22 protein-coding genes are annotated in these 18670 nt (G+C 39.1%); 9 read left to right on the forward strand and 13 right to left on the reverse strand.

Annotated elements, in window-relative coordinates:
• Both AC2JBO_RS31580 and AC2JBO_RS31585 read right to left on the reverse strand, forming a co-directional pair.
• Positions 1-239 (reverse strand): hypothetical protein (locus tag AC2JBO_RS31580; RefSeq protein WP_496957588.1); only part of this gene is annotated, 239 nt, incomplete at its 3' end.
• A 302-nt stretch (positions 240-541) separates the two neighbouring features.
• Entirely contained in the window at positions 542-688 is a 147-nt protein-coding gene (locus tag AC2JBO_RS31585) for a hypothetical protein (protein WP_496957589.1), read from the reverse strand.
• Positions 689-774: 86 nt separating this feature from the next.
• Here AC2JBO_RS31585 and AC2JBO_RS31590 point away from each other — a divergent pair, with 86 nt between their 5' ends.
• Positions 775-1017: a hypothetical protein gene (locus AC2JBO_RS31590; protein ID WP_496957590.1), complete on the forward strand. Its 243-nt coding sequence runs from the start codon at positions 775-777 to the stop codon at positions 1015-1017.
• A 25-nt stretch (positions 1018-1042) separates the two neighbouring features.
• Here AC2JBO_RS31590 and AC2JBO_RS31595 read toward each other — a convergent pair whose 3' ends face one another.
• From AC2JBO_RS31595 to AC2JBO_RS31605, 3 genes are all read right to left on the reverse strand, one after another.
• The gene (locus AC2JBO_RS31595; protein WP_496957591.1) at positions 1043-1372 is read right to left on the reverse strand and encodes a hypothetical protein; all 330 of its coding nucleotides are present in this window, start codon (positions 1370-1372) and stop codon (positions 1043-1045) included.
• 408 nt (positions 1373-1780) lie between these two features.
• Positions 1781-2326: a GNAT family N-acetyltransferase gene (locus AC2JBO_RS31600; RefSeq protein WP_496957592.1), complete on the reverse strand. Its 546-nt coding sequence runs from the start codon at positions 2324-2326 to the stop codon at positions 1781-1783.
• Positions 2327-2769: 443 nt separating this feature from the next.
• Entirely contained in the window at positions 2770-3270 is a 501-nt protein-coding gene (locus AC2JBO_RS31605) for a DUF4232 domain-containing protein (RefSeq protein ID WP_496957593.1), read from the reverse strand.
• A 230-nt stretch (positions 3271-3500) separates the two neighbouring features.
• Here AC2JBO_RS31605 and AC2JBO_RS31610 point away from each other — a divergent pair, with 230 nt between their 5' ends.
• Entirely contained in the window at positions 3501-3983 is a 483-nt protein-coding gene (locus AC2JBO_RS31610) for a hypothetical protein (protein ID WP_496957594.1), read from the forward strand.
• A gap of 148 nt (positions 3984-4131) precedes the next feature.
• Here AC2JBO_RS31610 and AC2JBO_RS31615 read toward each other — a convergent pair whose 3' ends face one another.
• On the reverse strand, positions 4132-4812 hold the full coding sequence (locus tag AC2JBO_RS31615; protein WP_496957595.1) for an RICIN domain-containing protein: 681 nt from the start codon (positions 4810-4812) through the stop codon (positions 4132-4134).
• A gap of 306 nt (positions 4813-5118) precedes the next feature.
• Positions 5119-5313 carry a hypothetical protein gene (locus tag AC2JBO_RS31620; protein ID WP_496957596.1) on the reverse strand — a complete coding sequence of 65 codons (195 nt, stop codon included), beginning with the start codon at positions 5311-5313 and terminating at the stop codon, positions 5119-5121.
• Between the two features lie 256 nt (positions 5314-5569).
• Here AC2JBO_RS31620 and AC2JBO_RS31625 point away from each other — a divergent pair, with 256 nt between their 5' ends.
• Positions 5570-5812: a hypothetical protein gene (locus AC2JBO_RS31625; protein ID WP_496957597.1), complete on the forward strand. Its 243-nt coding sequence runs from the start codon at positions 5570-5572 to the stop codon at positions 5810-5812.
• Between the two features lie 80 nt (positions 5813-5892).
• On the opposite strand, the gene AC2JBO_RS31630 is transcribed toward AC2JBO_RS31625, so the two are convergent.
• Positions 5893-6393: a hypothetical protein gene (locus AC2JBO_RS31630; protein WP_496957598.1), complete on the reverse strand. Its 501-nt coding sequence runs from the start codon at positions 6391-6393 to the stop codon at positions 5893-5895.
• Positions 6394-7311: 918 nt separating this feature from the next.
• On the opposite strand from AC2JBO_RS31630, the gene AC2JBO_RS31635 reads away from it, so the two are divergent.
• Both AC2JBO_RS31635 and AC2JBO_RS31640 read left to right on the forward strand, forming a co-directional pair.
• Positions 7312-8547 carry a hypothetical protein gene (locus tag AC2JBO_RS31635; RefSeq protein ID WP_496957599.1) on the forward strand — a complete coding sequence of 412 codons (1236 nt, stop codon included), beginning with the start codon at positions 7312-7314 and terminating at the stop codon, positions 8545-8547.
• Positions 8510-8608 carry a CHAT domain-containing protein gene (locus tag AC2JBO_RS31640; protein WP_496957608.1) on the forward strand — a complete coding sequence of 33 codons (99 nt, stop codon included), beginning with the start codon at positions 8510-8512 and terminating at the stop codon, positions 8606-8608. Before AC2JBO_RS31635 ends, AC2JBO_RS31640 begins: the two co-directional genes overlap by 38 nt.
• Before the next feature lie 14 nt (positions 8609-8622).
• Here the strand turns inward: AC2JBO_RS31640 and AC2JBO_RS31645 are convergent, their stop codons facing one another.
• The 4 genes from AC2JBO_RS31645 to AC2JBO_RS31660 all read right to left on the reverse strand — a co-directional run bounded on the left by AC2JBO_RS31645 (position 8623) and on the right by AC2JBO_RS31660 (position 11743).
• On the reverse strand, positions 8623-9474 hold the full coding sequence (locus AC2JBO_RS31645) for a hypothetical protein (protein WP_496957600.1): 852 nt from the start codon (positions 9472-9474) through the stop codon (positions 8623-8625).
• Positions 9475-9616: 142 nt separating this feature from the next.
• The gene (locus AC2JBO_RS31650) at positions 9617-11131 is read right to left on the reverse strand and encodes a hypothetical protein (RefSeq protein ID WP_496957601.1); all 1515 of its coding nucleotides are present in this window, start codon (positions 11129-11131) and stop codon (positions 9617-9619) included.
• Positions 11132-11288: 157 nt separating this feature from the next.
• Positions 11289-11417 carry a hypothetical protein gene (locus tag AC2JBO_RS31655; protein WP_255666397.1) on the reverse strand — a complete coding sequence of 43 codons (129 nt, stop codon included), beginning with the start codon at positions 11415-11417 and terminating at the stop codon, positions 11289-11291.
• 131 nt (positions 11418-11548) lie between these two features.
• On the reverse strand, positions 11549-11743 hold the full coding sequence (locus AC2JBO_RS31660; RefSeq protein ID WP_496957602.1) for a hypothetical protein: 195 nt from the start codon (positions 11741-11743) through the stop codon (positions 11549-11551).
• 203 nt (positions 11744-11946) lie between these two features.
• Between AC2JBO_RS31660 and AC2JBO_RS31665 the strand changes: the two genes are divergently transcribed.
• Both AC2JBO_RS31665 and AC2JBO_RS31670 read left to right on the forward strand, forming a co-directional pair.
• Positions 11947-12825 carry a hypothetical protein gene (locus tag AC2JBO_RS31665; RefSeq protein ID WP_496957603.1) on the forward strand — a complete coding sequence of 293 codons (879 nt, stop codon included), beginning with the start codon at positions 11947-11949 and terminating at the stop codon, positions 12823-12825.
• A 211-nt stretch (positions 12826-13036) separates the two neighbouring features.
• A complete protein-coding gene (locus AC2JBO_RS31670; RefSeq protein ID WP_496957604.1) occupies positions 13037-14236 on the forward strand; it encodes an AIPR family protein in 1200 nt (399 codons plus the stop codon).
• A gap of 277 nt (positions 14237-14513) precedes the next feature.
• On the opposite strand, the gene AC2JBO_RS31675 is transcribed toward AC2JBO_RS31670, so the two are convergent.
• Positions 14514-14846, reverse strand: coding sequence for a hypothetical protein (locus AC2JBO_RS31675; RefSeq protein ID WP_496957605.1), 333 nt, complete (start codon positions 14844-14846; stop codon positions 14514-14516).
• Between the two features lie 129 nt (positions 14847-14975).
• On the opposite strand from AC2JBO_RS31675, the gene AC2JBO_RS31680 reads away from it, so the two are divergent.
• Both AC2JBO_RS31680 and AC2JBO_RS31685 read left to right on the forward strand, forming a co-directional pair.
• A complete protein-coding gene (locus tag AC2JBO_RS31680; protein WP_496957606.1) occupies positions 14976-16142 on the forward strand; it encodes an MGDG synthase family glycosyltransferase in 1167 nt (388 codons plus the stop codon).
• Between the two features lie 699 nt (positions 16143-16841).
• The coding region (locus AC2JBO_RS31685) for an NERD domain-containing protein (RefSeq protein WP_496957607.1) at positions 16842-18670 on the forward strand (1829 nt) is incomplete at its 3' end.

Consider the following 18670-nt stretch of genomic DNA (forward strand, 5'->3'; position numbering starts at 1 on the left):
CTACCACCAGGTAAAGTTTTAGGTGGATTTTTAGGGTCGGTGTTAACCTCGCGTGATTGAACACTATAAGCTTTATCTTTCTTCAAAACAATTTTGAAAATTGTTTCACTGAAGCCTTGACATTGATAAGCAATCAATGGGCGCCGACTTCTTTGAGCTAAAGAAGGTGAAAAGTTAAATAAGTTTGTTGCAACACAAACTAACAAACAAGTAGTTGAAATTAAGATTGATTTTTGCATTTGTTTAATTATCACTTTTGTTTTACTAAAGAATACAGAAGGCGCCTAAACTTTTTTACTGGCGCCTGAATCATCATATATTTCTCCTTTGTATCTACAATTTCTATAATCTATGTAGATTTTCAATAATTTATGCAGGCGCCGCTTACTACACTTAAAAGCCTAAAACAATGTATTTACGTTAATACACAAGATAGTTATTTTGTACAGTGCGTAAGTACTAGCTTAATATTTGGCTTCTTAGCATGTGCTTTTTTGGGTCTTGCTAGGTTTGGCAACTCTACCAACTTCTAATAGCAGACCTAACATGAAAGCAGGTTCAGGCGCCCCGGAACGTTCAAGGCGCCGTTCATGGGATTAACCGTTGAAGAAAGGCGCCTGCTCCATGTTGAAATGTACAAAACTTTTGTACTATTCATCAGTACAATTCGAGAACCATTGGTTCTCATTTCTTACGTTCACTGGCGCCCTCTTGCTGCCAACTTATGCACAACCACGCTAAAATGTGGAGCTGTTTTATAATTGGCTAATACAAATGCGAGAGTATCGCTGTACTATAAATGCTTTATATCAGCACGATTGTGCTGGGCGTGATGACCTGCGGGAACGACAGGGACACTATATAATGGCTCGAAATGAGGAAGAAGCTTGGCAAAAAATGGCTATTCGGTATCCAGAGGAAGCTGAAGCTGGGTTTACAGTGCAGGAATGGGAAGGAAGAGATGTAAAAGTAGTAGAAGTCAAGCGGGACTCAGACGGGAATGTAATTGAGGAGTGATGGCGCCGTAGTTATCGGCATATGCCTAAAAATTCTTTACTGGCTTTTCTACATGTTTTTCCATTGCATCTAAAATTGCAGTAATATCACGTTTGTATCTATTTACTAAATTTGCATTTGGATATGCTATCCAAAATTTAAAACTCCTTCCATCTAAGGTGAAAACTGTAGCATTATCAAGGGTGCTTTGTTTATCACTAACACGAACAGTTTTTATGCCATCTTCAGCAGATGTTACTGAAACATGAGATAACATTTGATTATTTGTATCGTATCTCGTTATAGTAAAATATTGCTCACCATCATCCATTGAGGTTTGATGGCATACTGATGCTTCTTGATCGACTTTCTCCACTAATCTCTAGTAAGGCGAAGTACAATGGCTATCATTCACCTGAACCATAGCAGAATTTGGCAGAGAACAAAATATTGTGAAGAAAGTAATAATTAATTGTTTTTTCATATAATTATTGATTTAATTATAATCTTTTTAAATATTAAGCATTACAACAGGCGCCTATAATTCATTTAAATCTTGGGATATTGTAATGTTTTAATTTCAAGCAGTAGTACAGGTAAGGGAGCAGCAGGAAATTTAGAAATTCTGAGCAATTTAATTCGTTTAGAGAATAATGCAGCATGAAGCCCTTCGCAGTAACCAAACTGAAGAAGTTGGTTGGGTAATTATTGAATTCTCGCGCTCGCGAGTGGTGCCTGCTATCAACCCGCGCGTGTTCGTCATCCCTAATTTCTCGCTTTTTAATTACTTTCTTTGAGCCAACCACTCGTCATGCAACAAGGCGTAAATATACTCATCCTGCCACGCATTTTTCATAAACTTGCTTTGCCGTAAATGTCCTTCACGTCTCATTCCAAGACGTTCCATCAACCGAAAAGATGCTATATTTCGTGTATCGCAAGCCGATGTAATTCGGTGCAACTCTCGTTGTACAAAGCCATAAGCGAGCAATACTTCTGCTGCCTCGGTAGCATAACCAAAACCCTGATATTCGGGATGAAGTGACCAGCCTATATCGCCTTTACTTTCTTTCGGTGAAACGTAGATACCGACCTCACCAATTATTTTGGTATCATCTATATGATAAATACCAAATGCGATATAGCCTCCACAGTCATCAATTTCCACTGTTGCTTGTCGAGCTAGAAAGCTAATTGCTTTTTCTTCGGTCATTGGTTCTACTGGCATATATTGTAAAACTAGGGGATGAGTTTGGTACGCCAGAAAATCAGGCAAATCAGTCTCCTGCATACGACGTATAATTAAGCGCTTCGTTACCACAGGTTTCATATCTTAACTTTTAGTTGAGCTACGCTATTCGTTCTGATTAATAATGGGTGTAGATGAAATCAAATTATGCACTTGCTGGTGATATCGGCATCATTAGTAGCAGATTATACTCATTAACAGTAGTATATAGCAGCATCCAGTTCTGGGCTTTTTGAGTTGTCACTTTTGAGTGATGGCGCCTTTCTTCAAGTCAACAGCGTCTGTTGAGGTGCCTTCTTGAGAAAAATAATCGGCGCCTACTCGCTGCCAACTTATGCACAATCGCGCTAAAATGTGTAGCTGTTTTAAATTAGCTTGAACAAATGCGAGAGTATCGATGTACCATTTACAGTCCTGTAATCAAAAACCCAGCCATTGAAGACCAGGTTGATTTGCGGTATACCCGCACGCTTTAGTACAAAAATTTAATTATATCCATTTGTATAATTTTGGAAAAGTTAAAATCAACTAGTACTAACTGGGCTGACAGTAGCTCTTCTACAAGCGCTTTCTCGATGAGAAATAATTAAGTGATTGTAAGTATTAGGAGGAGTGACCTCAATCTTAACTGAGTCTGGGGCACACTGCTGACCACCATAGTTTCCTTTATTACCATATCTGAGAACAAAATAAGCTTTAGCACCTGGTCGTAAAGTTACTGTTGTTTTTGGTTTAGAAGCATCTCGTTCAACAGTTACTCCTACGGGTTTATTGTATTTATTTAACAACTCCACCCCTGGATAACCGTAGAGAGTACAGGTCGAAGCTGATATGTTAGTCAAAGCATATTTATCGTAAGTATTTCCGGCGCCGGGATTATTCTCGACAAAACGTAGCGAAAGCTGGTTGGTATCACAATGAGGCAAGCTGCGGGCTTCTGCTTGTGAGGAGTTACTTGCTATAGTTGTCAATGCAGTTACGCCAAAGAGTACGTAAGCACCTATTTTCTTATAAAAACTTTTCATTGAAAGCGAATCTCTATAGACTTTTGTTTGAGTAATTATGGATTCACTTGTTATATAAGCAATTACGCAAAAATAGTCGGAAATTTTTGATGGTACTTCACACTGAAACGGCGCCTAACTTTATCGCACTTCTTCCCTAAACTCAAATTGAACCAAATTGGACAGCAAGAAGTCTAATCAAACGTAGTTCAACGAGCCTAAACTAATTCTTTCTAACTATGAAAAACAATATGATGCAAAAGCTTGGTGTAATAGGGATTCTCACTGGTCTTGTAACCGGAGTGTTCGCACAAGGTATTGCAAGAGCCGATATTCCAGGCAATCATCCCTACTACCTGCACGCGCGTAGTGATCTCCGCAAAGCTGAACGACTCTTGCAGTTACCCGAAGAAGCGAATGTGAAACAAGAAGAGCTGGTTGCTCTGCGGGAGATTCATCGCACGATTTGGGAGATTGATAGAGCAGCTGTGCTTGACCGTAAAGATGTGGATGACAACCCTACGATAGATACGTCGCTACGTCATAAAGGCAAGTTCAGAGAGATTGAAAGATTGCTGCAAAGCGCCAAACGCGACATTGACCACAGAGAAGACAACAGTGCTGCACGACCCTGGCAATATAGAGCCAACGCACACCTTCGTCTAGCTGAACAACGTGTACAAATTGCGCTCAGACGTGACCGCTTTGACGACCAACAACAGTGGCATCGTTAACTATTTTCCTGCGGGACATAAAACTCAAGATATAAAGAAGTCGGAAGCCGCAGGTCGTCCTTCTGAAGTACGGTTTATTCGTCTTACGTGACTACCGACGACTTCAAGCGTTCCGACTTCGTTAAGGCGCCAATATAAAACGTTTTAATCAAGTTCCAGGAACATACTGTGCCCGGAACTGCTGGTTTGGACCACCGTGACAAGTGTACTGACCAAGAGAAGTGTAATCAGAGGTTGAAGCATTGGCTACATCCATGCACTTGCCGCTGTATTCCGACCAAGTAGTGAATGGCTTTCCAGCCCACATGTTGTATTTGTTCGACACTCTCCACTCTGGTTTACGCGCGTCATCATTACCGCTTTCACAACCATCTTGCTTCAGTACTTCACCTTGGGCGGTGCTATAAACCCAGATGCATAGATGTGAGTGTCGATTCTCGAACTTGCGGACACTCTGCCCGTTACTGTCGGTACTCATATGTCTAATTTTCCAGTGTTGGGCGCCGAAGTTACCTTTACTCATTTGCACGATACGAGTACCCACGTTCTTAGAGTGATTTTCAGGCATAAGCGCTTTACCGCTGTGTTCGGCAATAATCCAGTAAAAGGGACCTGGCTTTTTAGCTGTTGGGTCTACTTCTGGCTCTCCGTCAGCCGGGTTTATTTTTGGTTCAGTTATAGGAGTTTTAGCAGTATCTTCAGTTACTTGTTCCGTATCTATTGAGTCCTGTTTTTGCGTAGGTTCAGATGTTGCTTGAGCATAACTTACAAAGTTACTCAACAACAAAAATGCAATTGTTGAACCGATAATAGCTAATTTTTTCATCATCAATCTCACAAATATTGTATGTTAATAGATTCGTAATTTTTTAACATTTACTCATCTAAACGTTTACATGTTGCCCTTTCGGAGTTTATGCAGCGAAAACAAAAATATTATCCTTACTCCAATAACAGGCGCCGCTCACTACCTGAAGGGATAACTAGCCTTCGGCAAAACTTCGTTTACGTTAACGTTCAAATTCAAAATGTAAGATAATGTAAATATACTAAAACTACATGTAGATATGAAGATATTGAATTACCTCTTTTATTTTTAACTTTGAATTTGAGTGCTACGAGTGGCGCCCTCTTTCTAAAACAATTGTCTCAATTCCAGCATTAGCAAGACGCAGCGATGCAACTGCTCCACCGAAACCCAGGCACCGCGCACCGAATCGTAAACAACGATATGGGAGCAGCGTAAATATTGGGTTACCTGTGGATTCAAGAAATTACTATAAATTAAAGATAAATATTCTTCGGCGCCGACACGTTTACGCAACATCATGAAGCATTTGTACAAAGAAGTTGTGATATTAACAACAAATGTACTCTCATAGTACAGATTGAGAGCCAATAGTTCCTATTTCTCACGTTTCAAGGCGCCTCACCAAAATAAACTTTGGATAGTTTTATTGGCTCCAGCAATACTTTTTTACCTCTTTATAATACAAAACTACTTTGTTACGGTGCCCATCCCGTACTGCCAACTCTTGCACAAAAGCGTTAAAATACTGAGCTGTTTTATAGTCAGATGAACGCAAATGCGAGAGTATCGATGTACCAGGAACGCCTTATACCAGCATGACTGTGCAGGGCGCCATGACTTGAGAGAACGCCAGGGACATTATGTCCACGCTAACAGCGAAGAGGAGGCATGGGAGATTATGGCTGGTCGATATCCTTCGGAAACAACCGCAGGGTTTACGGTTGAACCTTGGGAAGGTGGAGATGTAAAGGTTATTGAAATTAAGAGAGACGAAAATGGCAACATCATTAATGAATAAGGCGCCTGCTCAAAAGAGCAACGGCGCCGTACAAAAACTTATAGATATGAAATACTATTCATAGCATTATAGCTACCTAGTTAATACGAACTGGCAATGACTTCATATGCCTGTCCAGCAATAAAATTGCTCACATCGTCGTGATAGAATGCCAGCAATAAAGGCAATGTAGCAGCTTCAAAAACTATTTCCATTGGAACTGCAAGAATACTAGCAGGTCCCGATACCGCTATTGTTAATACAACACCAGCAGCGATAGCAGCACTTGCAATCTGGAGTAAATGTGAATTAGTTGCATCTCTTAATGCTGCATTAATACGTTCAATACCCTCGCGCGTTAAATTAACAGCAACTTGTACAATTTCCTTTGTATGTTCTACGATATAATGTGCAGCCTGATTAGCTATTTCTTGAAGCAAGGCTTCTTTTAGATAAGGCCAAGCCCAGTCCCTAAACTTTATCACTGCTGGAATTAATCTTCTAATTCTGCTTACTTGAGCATTGGCAGGTTCGGGGTTAAAGCCTGCCAGAACAGTACCAACACTAATACTAATAAATGCTCGTCTTGTAAAAAGTGTCATAGTAAAATCTCCCTACATGCAATCTGATTAAAAGTAATAGAAGCAATCGGGATAATCGCTTCATGTATACTTACTTGCAAATACCAAGAACCTATTTATGCAAAAAGTTGTAGTCACGCCCCAAATCTACCTTTTGGTAGAAGTATTAATGTATTAAAATATATTAATACTTCAAAATTTCTTCATATTTCAAGATATTAGCAAGCCTTTTGCAGAGTAAAACTTATGATATAGCTTCTACCAAAATGTATAGATTTAAGTATTCTAATAAACGTTTTCAGGAATGACAATATCAGTCTCTAAACCGCGCCGCTTACTTAACACCAATAATCATTGCTTATGTACTATACAATAGTACATAATAGTGAGACCTAATTTGATTAAAAATATTCCCCTAGGAAAATTAATCAGTACGAACCAACTACAAAACAGGTGCCGATTCGATTTGTAAGCATTTAAACTTTTTCCTAGGGGATAAGGATTAATTTTGTAACAACAACATACAAATGCTTTAAATAGCAGGTGCCGTACTAGTGGTCTGCGTCATTAATTTTGTGGGGTTGTAAGTGAGGCATAGCCACGTTTACTATTGGCACCTACACACCAAAACTTATGACATGAACCACTAGGACAGTTAGCAAAGCGTGCAAGTTGCGGATGGTGTAGAAACAGGCGCCTAACTTTAATTTGAATTAGCCTTCACCATCAAAAATGAACTATTACAAGTAAAATTAACAAAATTTTGCATTATGTCCCAATTTACAGGTATCCCATGTATAGGCTTCTAAGTACCCAAGTATCTAAATATTCAAGCAATGTATATATTTAGTTTTATTTCAATGCTTCCTAGATACTTACTTTTGTACTAAGCTTTTTGATGCAGTAGTTTAGCCGCTTTTGAAAGCAGGGGTTTTTACCGTGGAACAGAAAGAAGAATTGCTTTTATATAAAGCATACGGCTTAGTAAAAATGAAAATTTATTCATACACAGATGGAGACACAGATAAAGAGCGTAAAAACTATTTTGGAATTTTAGACGTTCCGGAGCAAGAGAGTGCAGAAATTTTAGAGTCAGATAAAATAGCTATAAAAATTAGACCAAGAATAGAAAGAAGCTTAGAGAAGAAAATTTCTTTTTCTCAATTAGTAAATTCAGGGGAGCCGCTCATATGCGGTGTATATCCTAAAACAACAGAAGATTTTAAGTTAAAACGTTTGAGGATACAAAACGTATACTCAGATCAATCAAAACCATCATCTATATTAAATTTGTTTATAATTAGAGGAGAAGTAGATTATTTTAATATTGATAAGCAGTTAGTTATTATCAAAATAGTACCACAATCAATGCATTTAAAAGAGTTTGATATGGCTGTAAAATGCCAAAATATAAAGTATGAACTTAAAAATCTAGAGTTAGGGCAGTTTTGGGAAATAAATGCAGAGCTAGTTGACAATGAATTTAGGCTTCAATCAGCTAGTATGATAAAAGAGAAAAATGAGAATGAGAATACTAGTAAAATTTATCATACACCTACCTTAAAATCAAAGTTAGTAGATACAGCCTTTATAGAAACAAATAATAACACTTCTCTTGTAGTTACCCAAGAGGCGTCAACAATAGAAACAGAATTAATTAATGCAGCTTCTACTAAAACGAAGAAAAAGAAGAAAAATTTAATGGATGATATAGCTAACCAAGAGGCGCCTGTTACAGAAGCACAATTAATTAATGTTGCTGAAAATCAAACAGAGAATACTAATACGGCGCCAGATAAAGAAAAACAACCAGTTAATAAAGTAATAGAGCAAACAGCACCACAAGGAACTAATAGTCATATGCAAGTTAGAAGCGAAGTTACGATAAAAATAAGCGGTTCACTACCACAAGCGGCGCCTGCTCCAAATAAAAAGGTACAGGTCGAAGTAACTGACCAGAACGGAATTAATTTTACAGCAATCCTTAACCCAAAAAGTTGGAAGAAAGCAGAAGCGTCTGTTGCTAAATTTGCTGATTGGGGTGGAGTAATATCTGGAAAGCTAGGCAAAACCGAGCAAGGACTTGAAATTATTGATGCCGGAATTCAGATATTTGAGAAAAGGCAAAGCGCCGACAATTGCTTTACGGGAAGCACAATTACAGTTGTGGAATAGTAATGAATGGAAAAGTCCTTATTATTGGGCGCCGTTCACTTTGCAGGGTGATTGGAGATGAGGGAGTCGGCTCAACTACCGTCGTGAGTAGCCAAAGCTGATAGAACTTCCAATCAACGTGTAGAAATCATTATTGTCATGTGCGGCGCCTCCTACACAACCCGGAACTTTACACTTGTCGCTAACACTTTTTACGACTTTCTCTAACTGAGTGGTGTGTGGCGTCATGTTCCATCCAGAGCTACCATAGTTGGTGGTTTTTTGAATCTCATGAAGGACGACTAATTGAAGCTGCCAACCAGAGATTTTGCACTCACCCAAGCGATAGGTTTCAGACAATGCAGGTTCTGATAAAGCCAGACATAACTCTCTTTCTATTTGCGCGAAGTCAGGCTTTTGTGGCTCACTCAATAGCAAATAAGCAAGTAGTTCTGTGGCTGATGTCCCAGTTCTAAAATACACTGTTGTGTAACCGTCTCCCCCAGACATGATTGTCCAATTAACTAAAGTCAGTTCTGGTGATTGCGCGAGTTTTACAATCAGTGAGGTATCAGCTTTATTATCGGTTCCGGTTATTCCACCATAACCGCATTCAATCCCAAAAGAGTTGCCACAAACATAGATAATATGCCATATGTAATGTGAAACAGTAATTTGAGGTGGGTCGCTTTTTAAACCAGACAAAACCCCAGCATAATTACTTTCGTCAATATATAGATCGTAAGAACCACAATTATTAGGGTCTCTACATGGCACCGAAGTTAGTTTGCCTTCGGTATGGCAGTGTACAAAGCCAGAAAGTGGATGCTTAAGTATTAGTGCAGCAAGACAAGATGCATTTTTTTGATCAAAAGTAGCGTTGAAGTAATAATGAGGTCCTTGCCCGCATTCTTTAATTTCCCAAAACCAATCCTGATACTTCTCCATAATCTCCATGCGGTGTTTTAAGCAAGTATAAACACAGTTTTGAGATTATGCTATCCACCTTGTGTAAAGATACGGGCGCCACTTAACCTTAACCTTGTTTTACCTAAGTTTATAAGCACTACGTCATTTAAAATTTGAATGGTCAATTTTGAAAAACGACTTCAGGCACCTCTTGATACTCGTGCTTTAAGTCAGTAACAAAACTCTTTATTGCATCAATATTCCTATGCAGCGTACCATCTACCGCACGATACCCATAACGATTCCAGCCGTTCCAACCCAAAGATTCCCCAAGAGAGCCAAATTCTTTGATGATTTCTTCTATTTCGGTGTTGGATTCCGAATACTGGCGCCACTCTTTAATTTCTTTCTGATGGTTAGTATTTATAGCTTGAAGTTGCTCTAATTCAAGATGAAGAGTAGACATCGCAATCTTTAATTCTTTAACCTCAGCCATTAAAACGACCAACAATAGAACAAAGTTGGAGTTTACTTTCTTGGTGGTTTTGGGACTCAACGGCGCTCCTGCTGTACCAATCGAGAAAGAGGATTCTAGAACTTTCTCTAAGTCCTCAACACGTTGCTCAAGCTGCTGGTTTTTAACATGTAGCCCCTGAAGTCTTTTAATTTCCTGTGTAGCTTGCTGTAACTGTGCTACGAGTTGTTGTTTTTCAATAGCTAATTTTTCTGCGTGTTTTTCAAGCGCTGCCACATCTCTGTCTACAGCTTTCTGCCCAGCATCGTAACTTTCCTGGTACTTTGCCTCTCTAGCTTGTGCTTCTTCTAATTCTTTCTTCGCAAACGCTTCTGCAATTGCCGCTTGTAACTCTTCTTCGGTATACATTTTTTTGCGTGGAGTCTGGAAAGGCGCCTTTCGGGTTTGCAAGTCTGACACCAACTCAGGCACCTGTGCAACTCTTTGAACTTCTGGCTCTAACTGAGAACGTTTGAATAAGCTTTCGGTTACGCTACCTTGGTAACGCTCGCTGTCCAATAGAACCCAAAATTCATCAACATTTTTAATAGACTTAATTTCACCTGTAGCACCGTCCCACCATTTAGCATTCTTGACTACTACCCTTACTCCTGGCGCCAGTTCTACATCACATTCAATTACCTCTAGCACTGGTTGCTCTTCGATTGCTTCAAAACTGTCCAAGTCGTCGTTTTGGTACGATGGGCGGGCGCCGTTGGTATTTTTAACCGCCTTTTTGGTAGAGCGCGCGTGTAGCTGTTTGATTTGCTTTGCAGTCCGAAAGCCACTTGTGATAACTTGTTTTATCTCCTCTGGGGTTAAATATCTAAGTTCGCGTAGTGCTGATATTTTCAAACTCTGAACGTTCTCGCGGAGTTCTTGCTGTAACTCTGGGTCTAAAGCCTTGAACCAGTTGTAAATATCTATTGCGTTCCTAGCAAGATATTCCAAGGCGCCGAAGCTACCCAACCACTTCGAGAACACCTTCTTCCCGTTTTTGTCTGATTTCAATATTTCTTCTAGAACATTGCAAAGCTTACTTCCTATCTTGACTAATCCATCGAAATAATTCAGCGCAAAGCCAGTTAAGTCAGCAAACGTATCTTTTGCCAATACTTCTGAATCTTGATTTGGAAACTCAGAATAGCTAAATACTTGAAAAATTGGGGCAGATGCAGTCATAATGAAATTACCTACGTGTATAGATTTTCATGTACTAGGTTTTGAAGCCCTCCGGTCTGATTGGTAGTCGTTACGGGGGGTTTTAGATTTTTACCGATTTGTAGAGGTTTTTGAATACCGCGCACTTACCTTTACATAAACGCTCGTGCGGACACTATTATTCTGATAATGTTTCGCTAGCCCAACTAACCAATAAAGTACGAGCTAAGTGCGTCATCGTAACACCTTTTTTTTGACATGCTTGTTTAATCAGTTCTCTATCCTCCGGTAGTAGAAAAATTTTCATTTGAGTAGCATCCTCCTGTAATCTGGTTACAGGCGCCAGAGTCAGTAGTTCCTTTGGGGGTAACAGCTTTATATTTTCTACATTATCACTTTCTGCCTCACTGAGGGTAACATCATCCTCAATATTTTCTGTTAAGTTTTGTGAACTGTTTTCTTGATCAGCGCCGACTTTTTTTGTTCTAAATATCCTTTAGTTGCCAAATATTCGCTCATCACGCTTACTATCAGGCTGCTAATTGACCTGTCTTCATCACTAGCACAAGCTTTCAACGCTTCGTCTAACTCATCCGAAGCTTGAAACATTATTCTTTTCTTTGTTGTTGGCATAAGTTAAGTAGGAGCGCTTTGTAGACTAAGTTTCTAACAAAACATATATAGGGCAAGCAATTGAGCGCAACCGAGCCAACAACATAGTGCTAGCACTTTTCTGATTATATAAATATACGTGCGCGAACTATTCAAAAGGTGCTAACACTTATTTACATAAATATGCTAGCACTTTGCTACACTGAGGTAGGCGCCTGTTTTACTTGTCTCTAACATTCCGAACAATAGTACTAACTATAGAAGCAATTGGTTTGACAATTAAAACAGGCAATATATATACTGGTGGTAACGCTGGTGGACTAATTAATATTACTAGTCATCATGATGGAATTGATACAACAGGTGGAGTTTTAAATGCTTTTGGCGCCTTTGGTAGTGTAGGCAACGTAAGTATTAATGCTTCTGGTAGCATTTCTGCAGGCAATATAGCTACAAATTATACATATTCTAATCCCTGGAATTTAGGAATGATTGATACCAGAACAGGCGAACCTATTAAAAATCCAAAAGGCGGTAGTATTAATATTCAAGGAGAAAAATTCTTTCTTAACGGTCGTACAGTGAGTGCCTATACTTCTGGAAAAGGTAGTGGTGGTGCCATATCTATTAATACTTCAGATGGTATTACCATTACAAATAATGGGCAAATTCGTACAGAGGTACAGGAAAAAGCTCAAGGTAACGGAGGTGAAATTAATCTGATAACTAATGGTAGTCTTTTATTAGAAAACGGCGCCAAAATAATAAACAGCACTTCTGGAAAAGGTGATGGGGGTAAAGTTTCAATAAATGCTCTTGAAGGTATCACTCTAATTAATAATAGTCAAATTAGTACGGCTGTTACCTCTGGAGCTAACGGGAATAGCGGAGAAATTACTATCAAAACATTAGGGCAATTTTTATTGCAAGATAATTCTGAAAAGGCGCCAGTCAATGCAATTAAAAATTCTCCAACTCCTCAAATTATCGAAGCACAGGGATGGGTCAAAACCAGTGATGGAAATATTGCACTTGTTGCACAGGCACCTTCTATTACACCTAAAAGTACTAGCAGTTTAGCAAATTGCCCAGTTGTGCAATAAGCTTGCTGTTTGTTGAATATAAAAGGATTCGGCACCTTACCACAAGAAACGCTTCATAATTGGCGCCTGTTGCAATTAAAAATTCACAACACAATTAACTGCGTACCTAGAACAAAACTTGTTGCAAATTGTTACAAATTGTTGTCATGAACGCTTGTAGTACTATGTGTAACTCAAAATATAGTATTTGCTGTTCTAGACTATATTAACCATGCCAAAAACCTGGACACTTAGAATCGATAACTATTTTCTTGCAAATCCACACTGCATTATTGCGACCGCGCGCGTTGACACATTCCCCACCGACCTACCGCTAGAACCTAATATCCGCGAACCTAACCGTAAAAGTTCAACATATAGACAAATCTTTGATTCAGTTTCGACTCAACCTGATAAATTCTTTGAGCGACACAGTGGTATTGTTTTATCAGCTAATAAGATAACACCAAGCAAAGACAAGCTCGAATTGGAAATGCTTGAAGCTCATGAAGGTGGTAGTGACGGTATTATCAACGGTGGACACACCATTCTAGCGTTCGAGAGTGCGAGAGGGTACAAGTACGACCTGACAAAAGCGCGCGTCAAAGTTACTATCCACATTGGTCTTGGTGAAGAAGAAGCGAAAGATATTGCCCTCGCATCAAATACTACGGCGCCTGTAGATACCCGCTCCAAGACTAACGCAAGGGGCGATTATGATTTTATCAAGCGTTACCTGGCTCAATTAGAACAAGAGCAAGACACCAAATTTAGAATTGCCTACTACCAAAATCAAAGCGGGGCGCCTAGAAACACGCACTGTAACGTTACACACTTGTTTAAATTAATCAACTGCCTCGATATCAATAAATATAATCCTGACGGCAACACCCGAAGTAAGCATCCTAATACTTCAAGTACACCTGCCACTATCACAGAAACAGAAAAAGATAGGTTAGCTAAACTGCTTCCGCTACTTCCTCAAGCGTTGTGGATTGAACAAAAGCTTTACGAAATCATTCAAGAGCATATTTCTAACCCCAGAAGAAAGGGCGCCAATGACCTGGCATCAATCGATAATCGTAAGAATACGCTCCTTCCAAACAGCAAATATTCCTTTGGATTCAGTGCGCCAGCAGATTTAGCATTACCAATCGTTGCCTCATACCGTGTATTTTTGGATAAAGATTACAACTGGCTAATACCGTTTAATGAATTTGCCGAAGAATTTATCCAACACCTATGGAATAACTACTTCCGTAAATATTTAGTAGCAAACAAGACAGCAGGTAATTCGGTCGGCGCCAAAATCTGCCGAGACCAGGATATTTGGGAACAGATGTACATATCAGCACAATCCTATTTAAACAAGCAGTTAATGCATTTGGTTAAATCTAAAGCACCGCAAAAATTAACGCTTGTTCCTAGATAATCCCTCTCACTAATTAACACGCACACGCCCGCACGAGTATTGGTACTCTAAAAATTTTTGCTCATCAATACTAAAGTTCTATTGGAGTAGCTACTCATAACGGGCGCCCTCAACTTTTTTTAGGGGACAGCAATCAAAGCAAATGTACTTCAATACTGGTAAACTGGAATTACATTGGTACTACTACGCCAAAAAATGGGCGTATTTTTCTTTTTATAATACTCAATTATAAAATAACGGTGCCTACTACAACAAACGCTTCCTGAGTGCAGTGCATTTAATGCCTGATACTAATTGTAGTACGGCGCCTTCTTCGTAATAAAAATGTGGCGCCTATACCCATTCCAACTAGTGCAACAATGCTATTTTGCTCTGGTACTTTTTGAGTTGTTGGTACAGTAATGGCGCCGTTTATTTTCACTATTCCTTTGCTAGTGCTAGTTGGGTCTGTTAGAAGATTGGCGACTTGATAAACTTCAGAACCAGTTAGTGTACCAGTGGCGCCTTCAAATATACCTTCTCCACCAGTTATTTTGTTCGTATTAGAACCACTAGTAGTCAAAGCTTGAGGGTTAAAAACTCCTGTACCATTTTCAACCTGATAAAACAATTTGTTGGCGCCTTCTCCAAATAATGTAAATCCACCAAGTGATTGATTTTGTAAACCAAATGTTTGCGGGTCGGTGCTATAACGATTATCTAAGATTTATTTAGCGTAAATACTTAATAGTTAACAACGATGAAAACAGTAGATTTAATTTATTTTAATGCTGGTGCAGGACATCGTAATACTGCTAATGCATTGCATCAAGTAATTAGTCAGCAGCATTCCTTAAATCCACGATTAGTTGATATCTATGAAACCGGGTTGCTAAAGTCTATGGATGTGTTGTTTCAACAGGGAATTAACATTTATAATTCCATGCTTCAAAATGGTTCCACATTCCTAGACCCACTGTACCTTTTTCTATCCAAGTTAAGTGTTCGTCGCAATCATTTGAGGGGTGTACGTTTTTTGGAAAGCTACTGGCGCTCCTGTCAACCTGACCTGGTAGTTTCCACCATTCCATTCCTTAATCGAATGCTAAAAGAAAGTTTACAAAAAGCGAAGCCTGGAACACCTTTTGTTACTCTTATTACAGATTTTGCTGATTGTCATCCTTTTTATCGTTATTGGATAGAGCCACAAGAGCAATTTTTGATTTGTCCCACTGAACGTGCTGTTGAGCAAGCCCGCAAGCAAGGGATACCATCATCACACATCTTTCCCATGTCAGGAGTAGTCATTAATCGTCGATTATACGAACCTATTACTATTAATTGTCAAATCGAAAGACTTAGCCTAGGTTTAGACCCAGACTTACCGACTGGCTTGGTCATGTTCGGTGGTTATGGCTCAAAGGTGATGCTGGAGATTGCTAAATGTTTAGACCATTCGCAGCTAAAGTTACAACTTATTTTTATTTGCGGACGCAATGAAAAGATAGCTTTTAAGCTGCAAAACAGTCAAGGTCGTATCCCACGGTTTGTAGAAACTTTTACAAGTGATATAAGCTATTATATGAACCTGTCTGACTTCTTTATCGGCAAACCCGGTCCTGGAAGTATTAGCGAGGCTTTGACAATGAAGTTGCCAGTCATTACAGAGTGCAATGCATCAACTTTGGTACAAGAACGATATAATGCTGAGTGGTTAGTAAAAAATAAGGTTGGTATTGTACTCCGTAATTTTCGGGATATTGATAAGGCTGTTGCAGAGCTAATACAACCTCAAAACTTGGCTCGCTACCGTAAAGCAACTACATCTATTAACAATAGAGCCGTGTTTGAAGTTCATGATATTTTAAATAGTATCCTTGAACGCTCTCAATTAACAGATAATCTAATTGTTCAAAATCGACAATAAGTTATGTTAGGCGCCTTTTCCAGAAATAATATTGGCGCCAGTACGGAACAAACTATTATTACAGGCGCCTAAGCAATTTATAAGCATTAAAACTTTTCCACTTTAATACAAATGTTTTAGTGATCATCTTAATAAACTTTACCTTCTCGGCGCTCATTATGAATACTAAACGTATCGTTTTGATTACAAGTTAAATTTATATGATTTAAAGAGCAATATTAGGCATCAGTGTAACTATCCGGTTCCTGTTTTGTAGTACTTATGCTCGGTTGTGTTTTGTGTCCGCGCATAAATTATAAGTGGCGCCGCGACGGAAGTGAAGAGCGCTTACATTAATTTTGCACATAGCTTCAAAGCTTTGCCCAACTTGGATTTCACAATATGCCCCAAGAGCTAATTATATAAAATCTGAGGCAGCTTGATAAAGAGGACTGCATAAATTAATTCTGTCAATTCAAAAACTGTTGGAAGACACAAAGCTCAAATAACCCACAATTTTACGGACGCCACCCTCCTCACCAGTTTTGATTGTGTTTCAGTATTATTACTATCTAAGCCAAAATTTTATCCAAAAATAATATTTAATTGTAATTTCTTAGAAATCAGAGCTATTTATACCGTTTTTTATTTGTAAGAGGTTTTTTAGATTTGCTTGGGGAATCATAATCGTAGACCTGAAATTGCAATTTAATAAATAAAATGATAATCAATACAACTAGCAATCGCTTTATAGAGACTGAAACGTTATCAGACGGCGCCCATGCGGAACAAAAAGTCTGGGATGCTGTTAAAGACGCATTCAGCAAGCATAACTGTTTCGGATACTGGCGCTACCCAATATTTTCCCAAACTGGAGAAACCCGTAAAGAACCAGATATTCTAATTCTTGATAAAGAAGAAGGGATAATAGTTATAGAAGTCAAAGCACTCACAATTAACCAAATTGTAAGCATTGACGGTCACAAGTGGTCAGTTCAGAATTTTTACACCAATACTCTTAACCCTTATCAACAAGCCGAAAATCAATTATTTGCCATACTTGGTTATGCAGACCGTGACCCAGCCATTCGGTGCCAAGTTTCAGCCAGAGCAGTAGTAGCATTACCTTTAATCGATGAAAAAGACTGGATTGCACGCGGCTTTGATAAATTACCTTCATGTCCTCCAATCATTTTCAAGAATCAACTAGGCGCCGTTGGTATTTTTAAACGTATCGTCGGCGCCATCCCTGTAATTAGAGGTGTGTCTTTAAATGATGAACAGTGGGGAATACTTAATGTCACGATTGCAGGCACAAATGTATTAAGAAAACCTCCACGCGAGACTGAGGTGATACAGCTTCGTGATAAAACCCGCGCTTCTGTACTCACTAAAGTCCGTGACATGCAATTCCAATTTGATTTACAACAAGTAAGTATCGGGATGACGGTTCCTCCAGGTGCCCAACGTATTCGTGGAATAGCTGGTTCAGGTAAAACTGTACTGCTAGCTCAAAAAGCCGCTCAAATGCATTTAAAGCATCCAGACTGGGATATTGCTTTAATATTCTTTACTCGTTCGCTATATGACCAAATTATCGAGCTTATTGACAAATGGATGCGACATTTTAGTTGTGGTGAGATAAGCTACAAAGATAATTCAGAGGCAAGAGCAAAGCTAAGAGTTTTACATGCATGGGGTGCCAAAGATCAACAGGGAATATATAGATATGTTTGTCAGCAGCATGGAGTTAAACCGTTAACTGTAAAAGATACCGAGTACAAGAAACCGAATGAGGGACTTGCCGATGTATGCAGGCGCCTTCTGGAACAAAAAGAAATTAAACCGTTGTTTGACGCTATCCTCATCGATGAAGGTCAAGATTTAGTAGTCGATAATGACGACCTTAAATTTGAAGATAAGCAATCTATTTACTGGTTAGCTTATAAAGCATTACGCCAATGCGACGAATCTCATCCTGAACAACGGCGCCTAATATGGGCGTATGACGAAGCGCAAAGTTTGGACACACTCAAAATTCCATCGGCACCGGAATTATTCGGCAATGATGAAAAGTTTCAACGCATTGTAACCGGGATACACAAGGGTGGTATTCAAAAAAGCGAAATCATGAAAAAATGCTACCGTACACCCGCACCAATTCTTACTGCTGCCCATGTAATAGGTATGGGGTTATTACGACCGAACGGTATGTTAGCAGGATTAACCCGCACGCAGGACTGGAAAGCGATTGGTTATGATGTTAAAGGTGATTTTAGAAAGAGTAATGAAACAATTACCTTGAGGCGCCGTAAAGAAAATTCTCCAAACCCAGTACCCGATTTATGGGGAGAATCGGTAGTTAACTTTCAAATCTACAATTCTCGCTACGACGAACTAACAGCACTTGCGAACAATATAAAACACAATCTGACCACAGATGGTTTGATGCCTAGCCGGGAAATTTTAGTTATTGTACTTGGTCATGGTAGAGATGCAACAAATTTAGAAGATTATGTAGCAAAATTCTTAATCAAACAAGAAATTAA

This window comes from Calothrix sp. CBUCES-K 9914 (assembly GCF_059640475.1).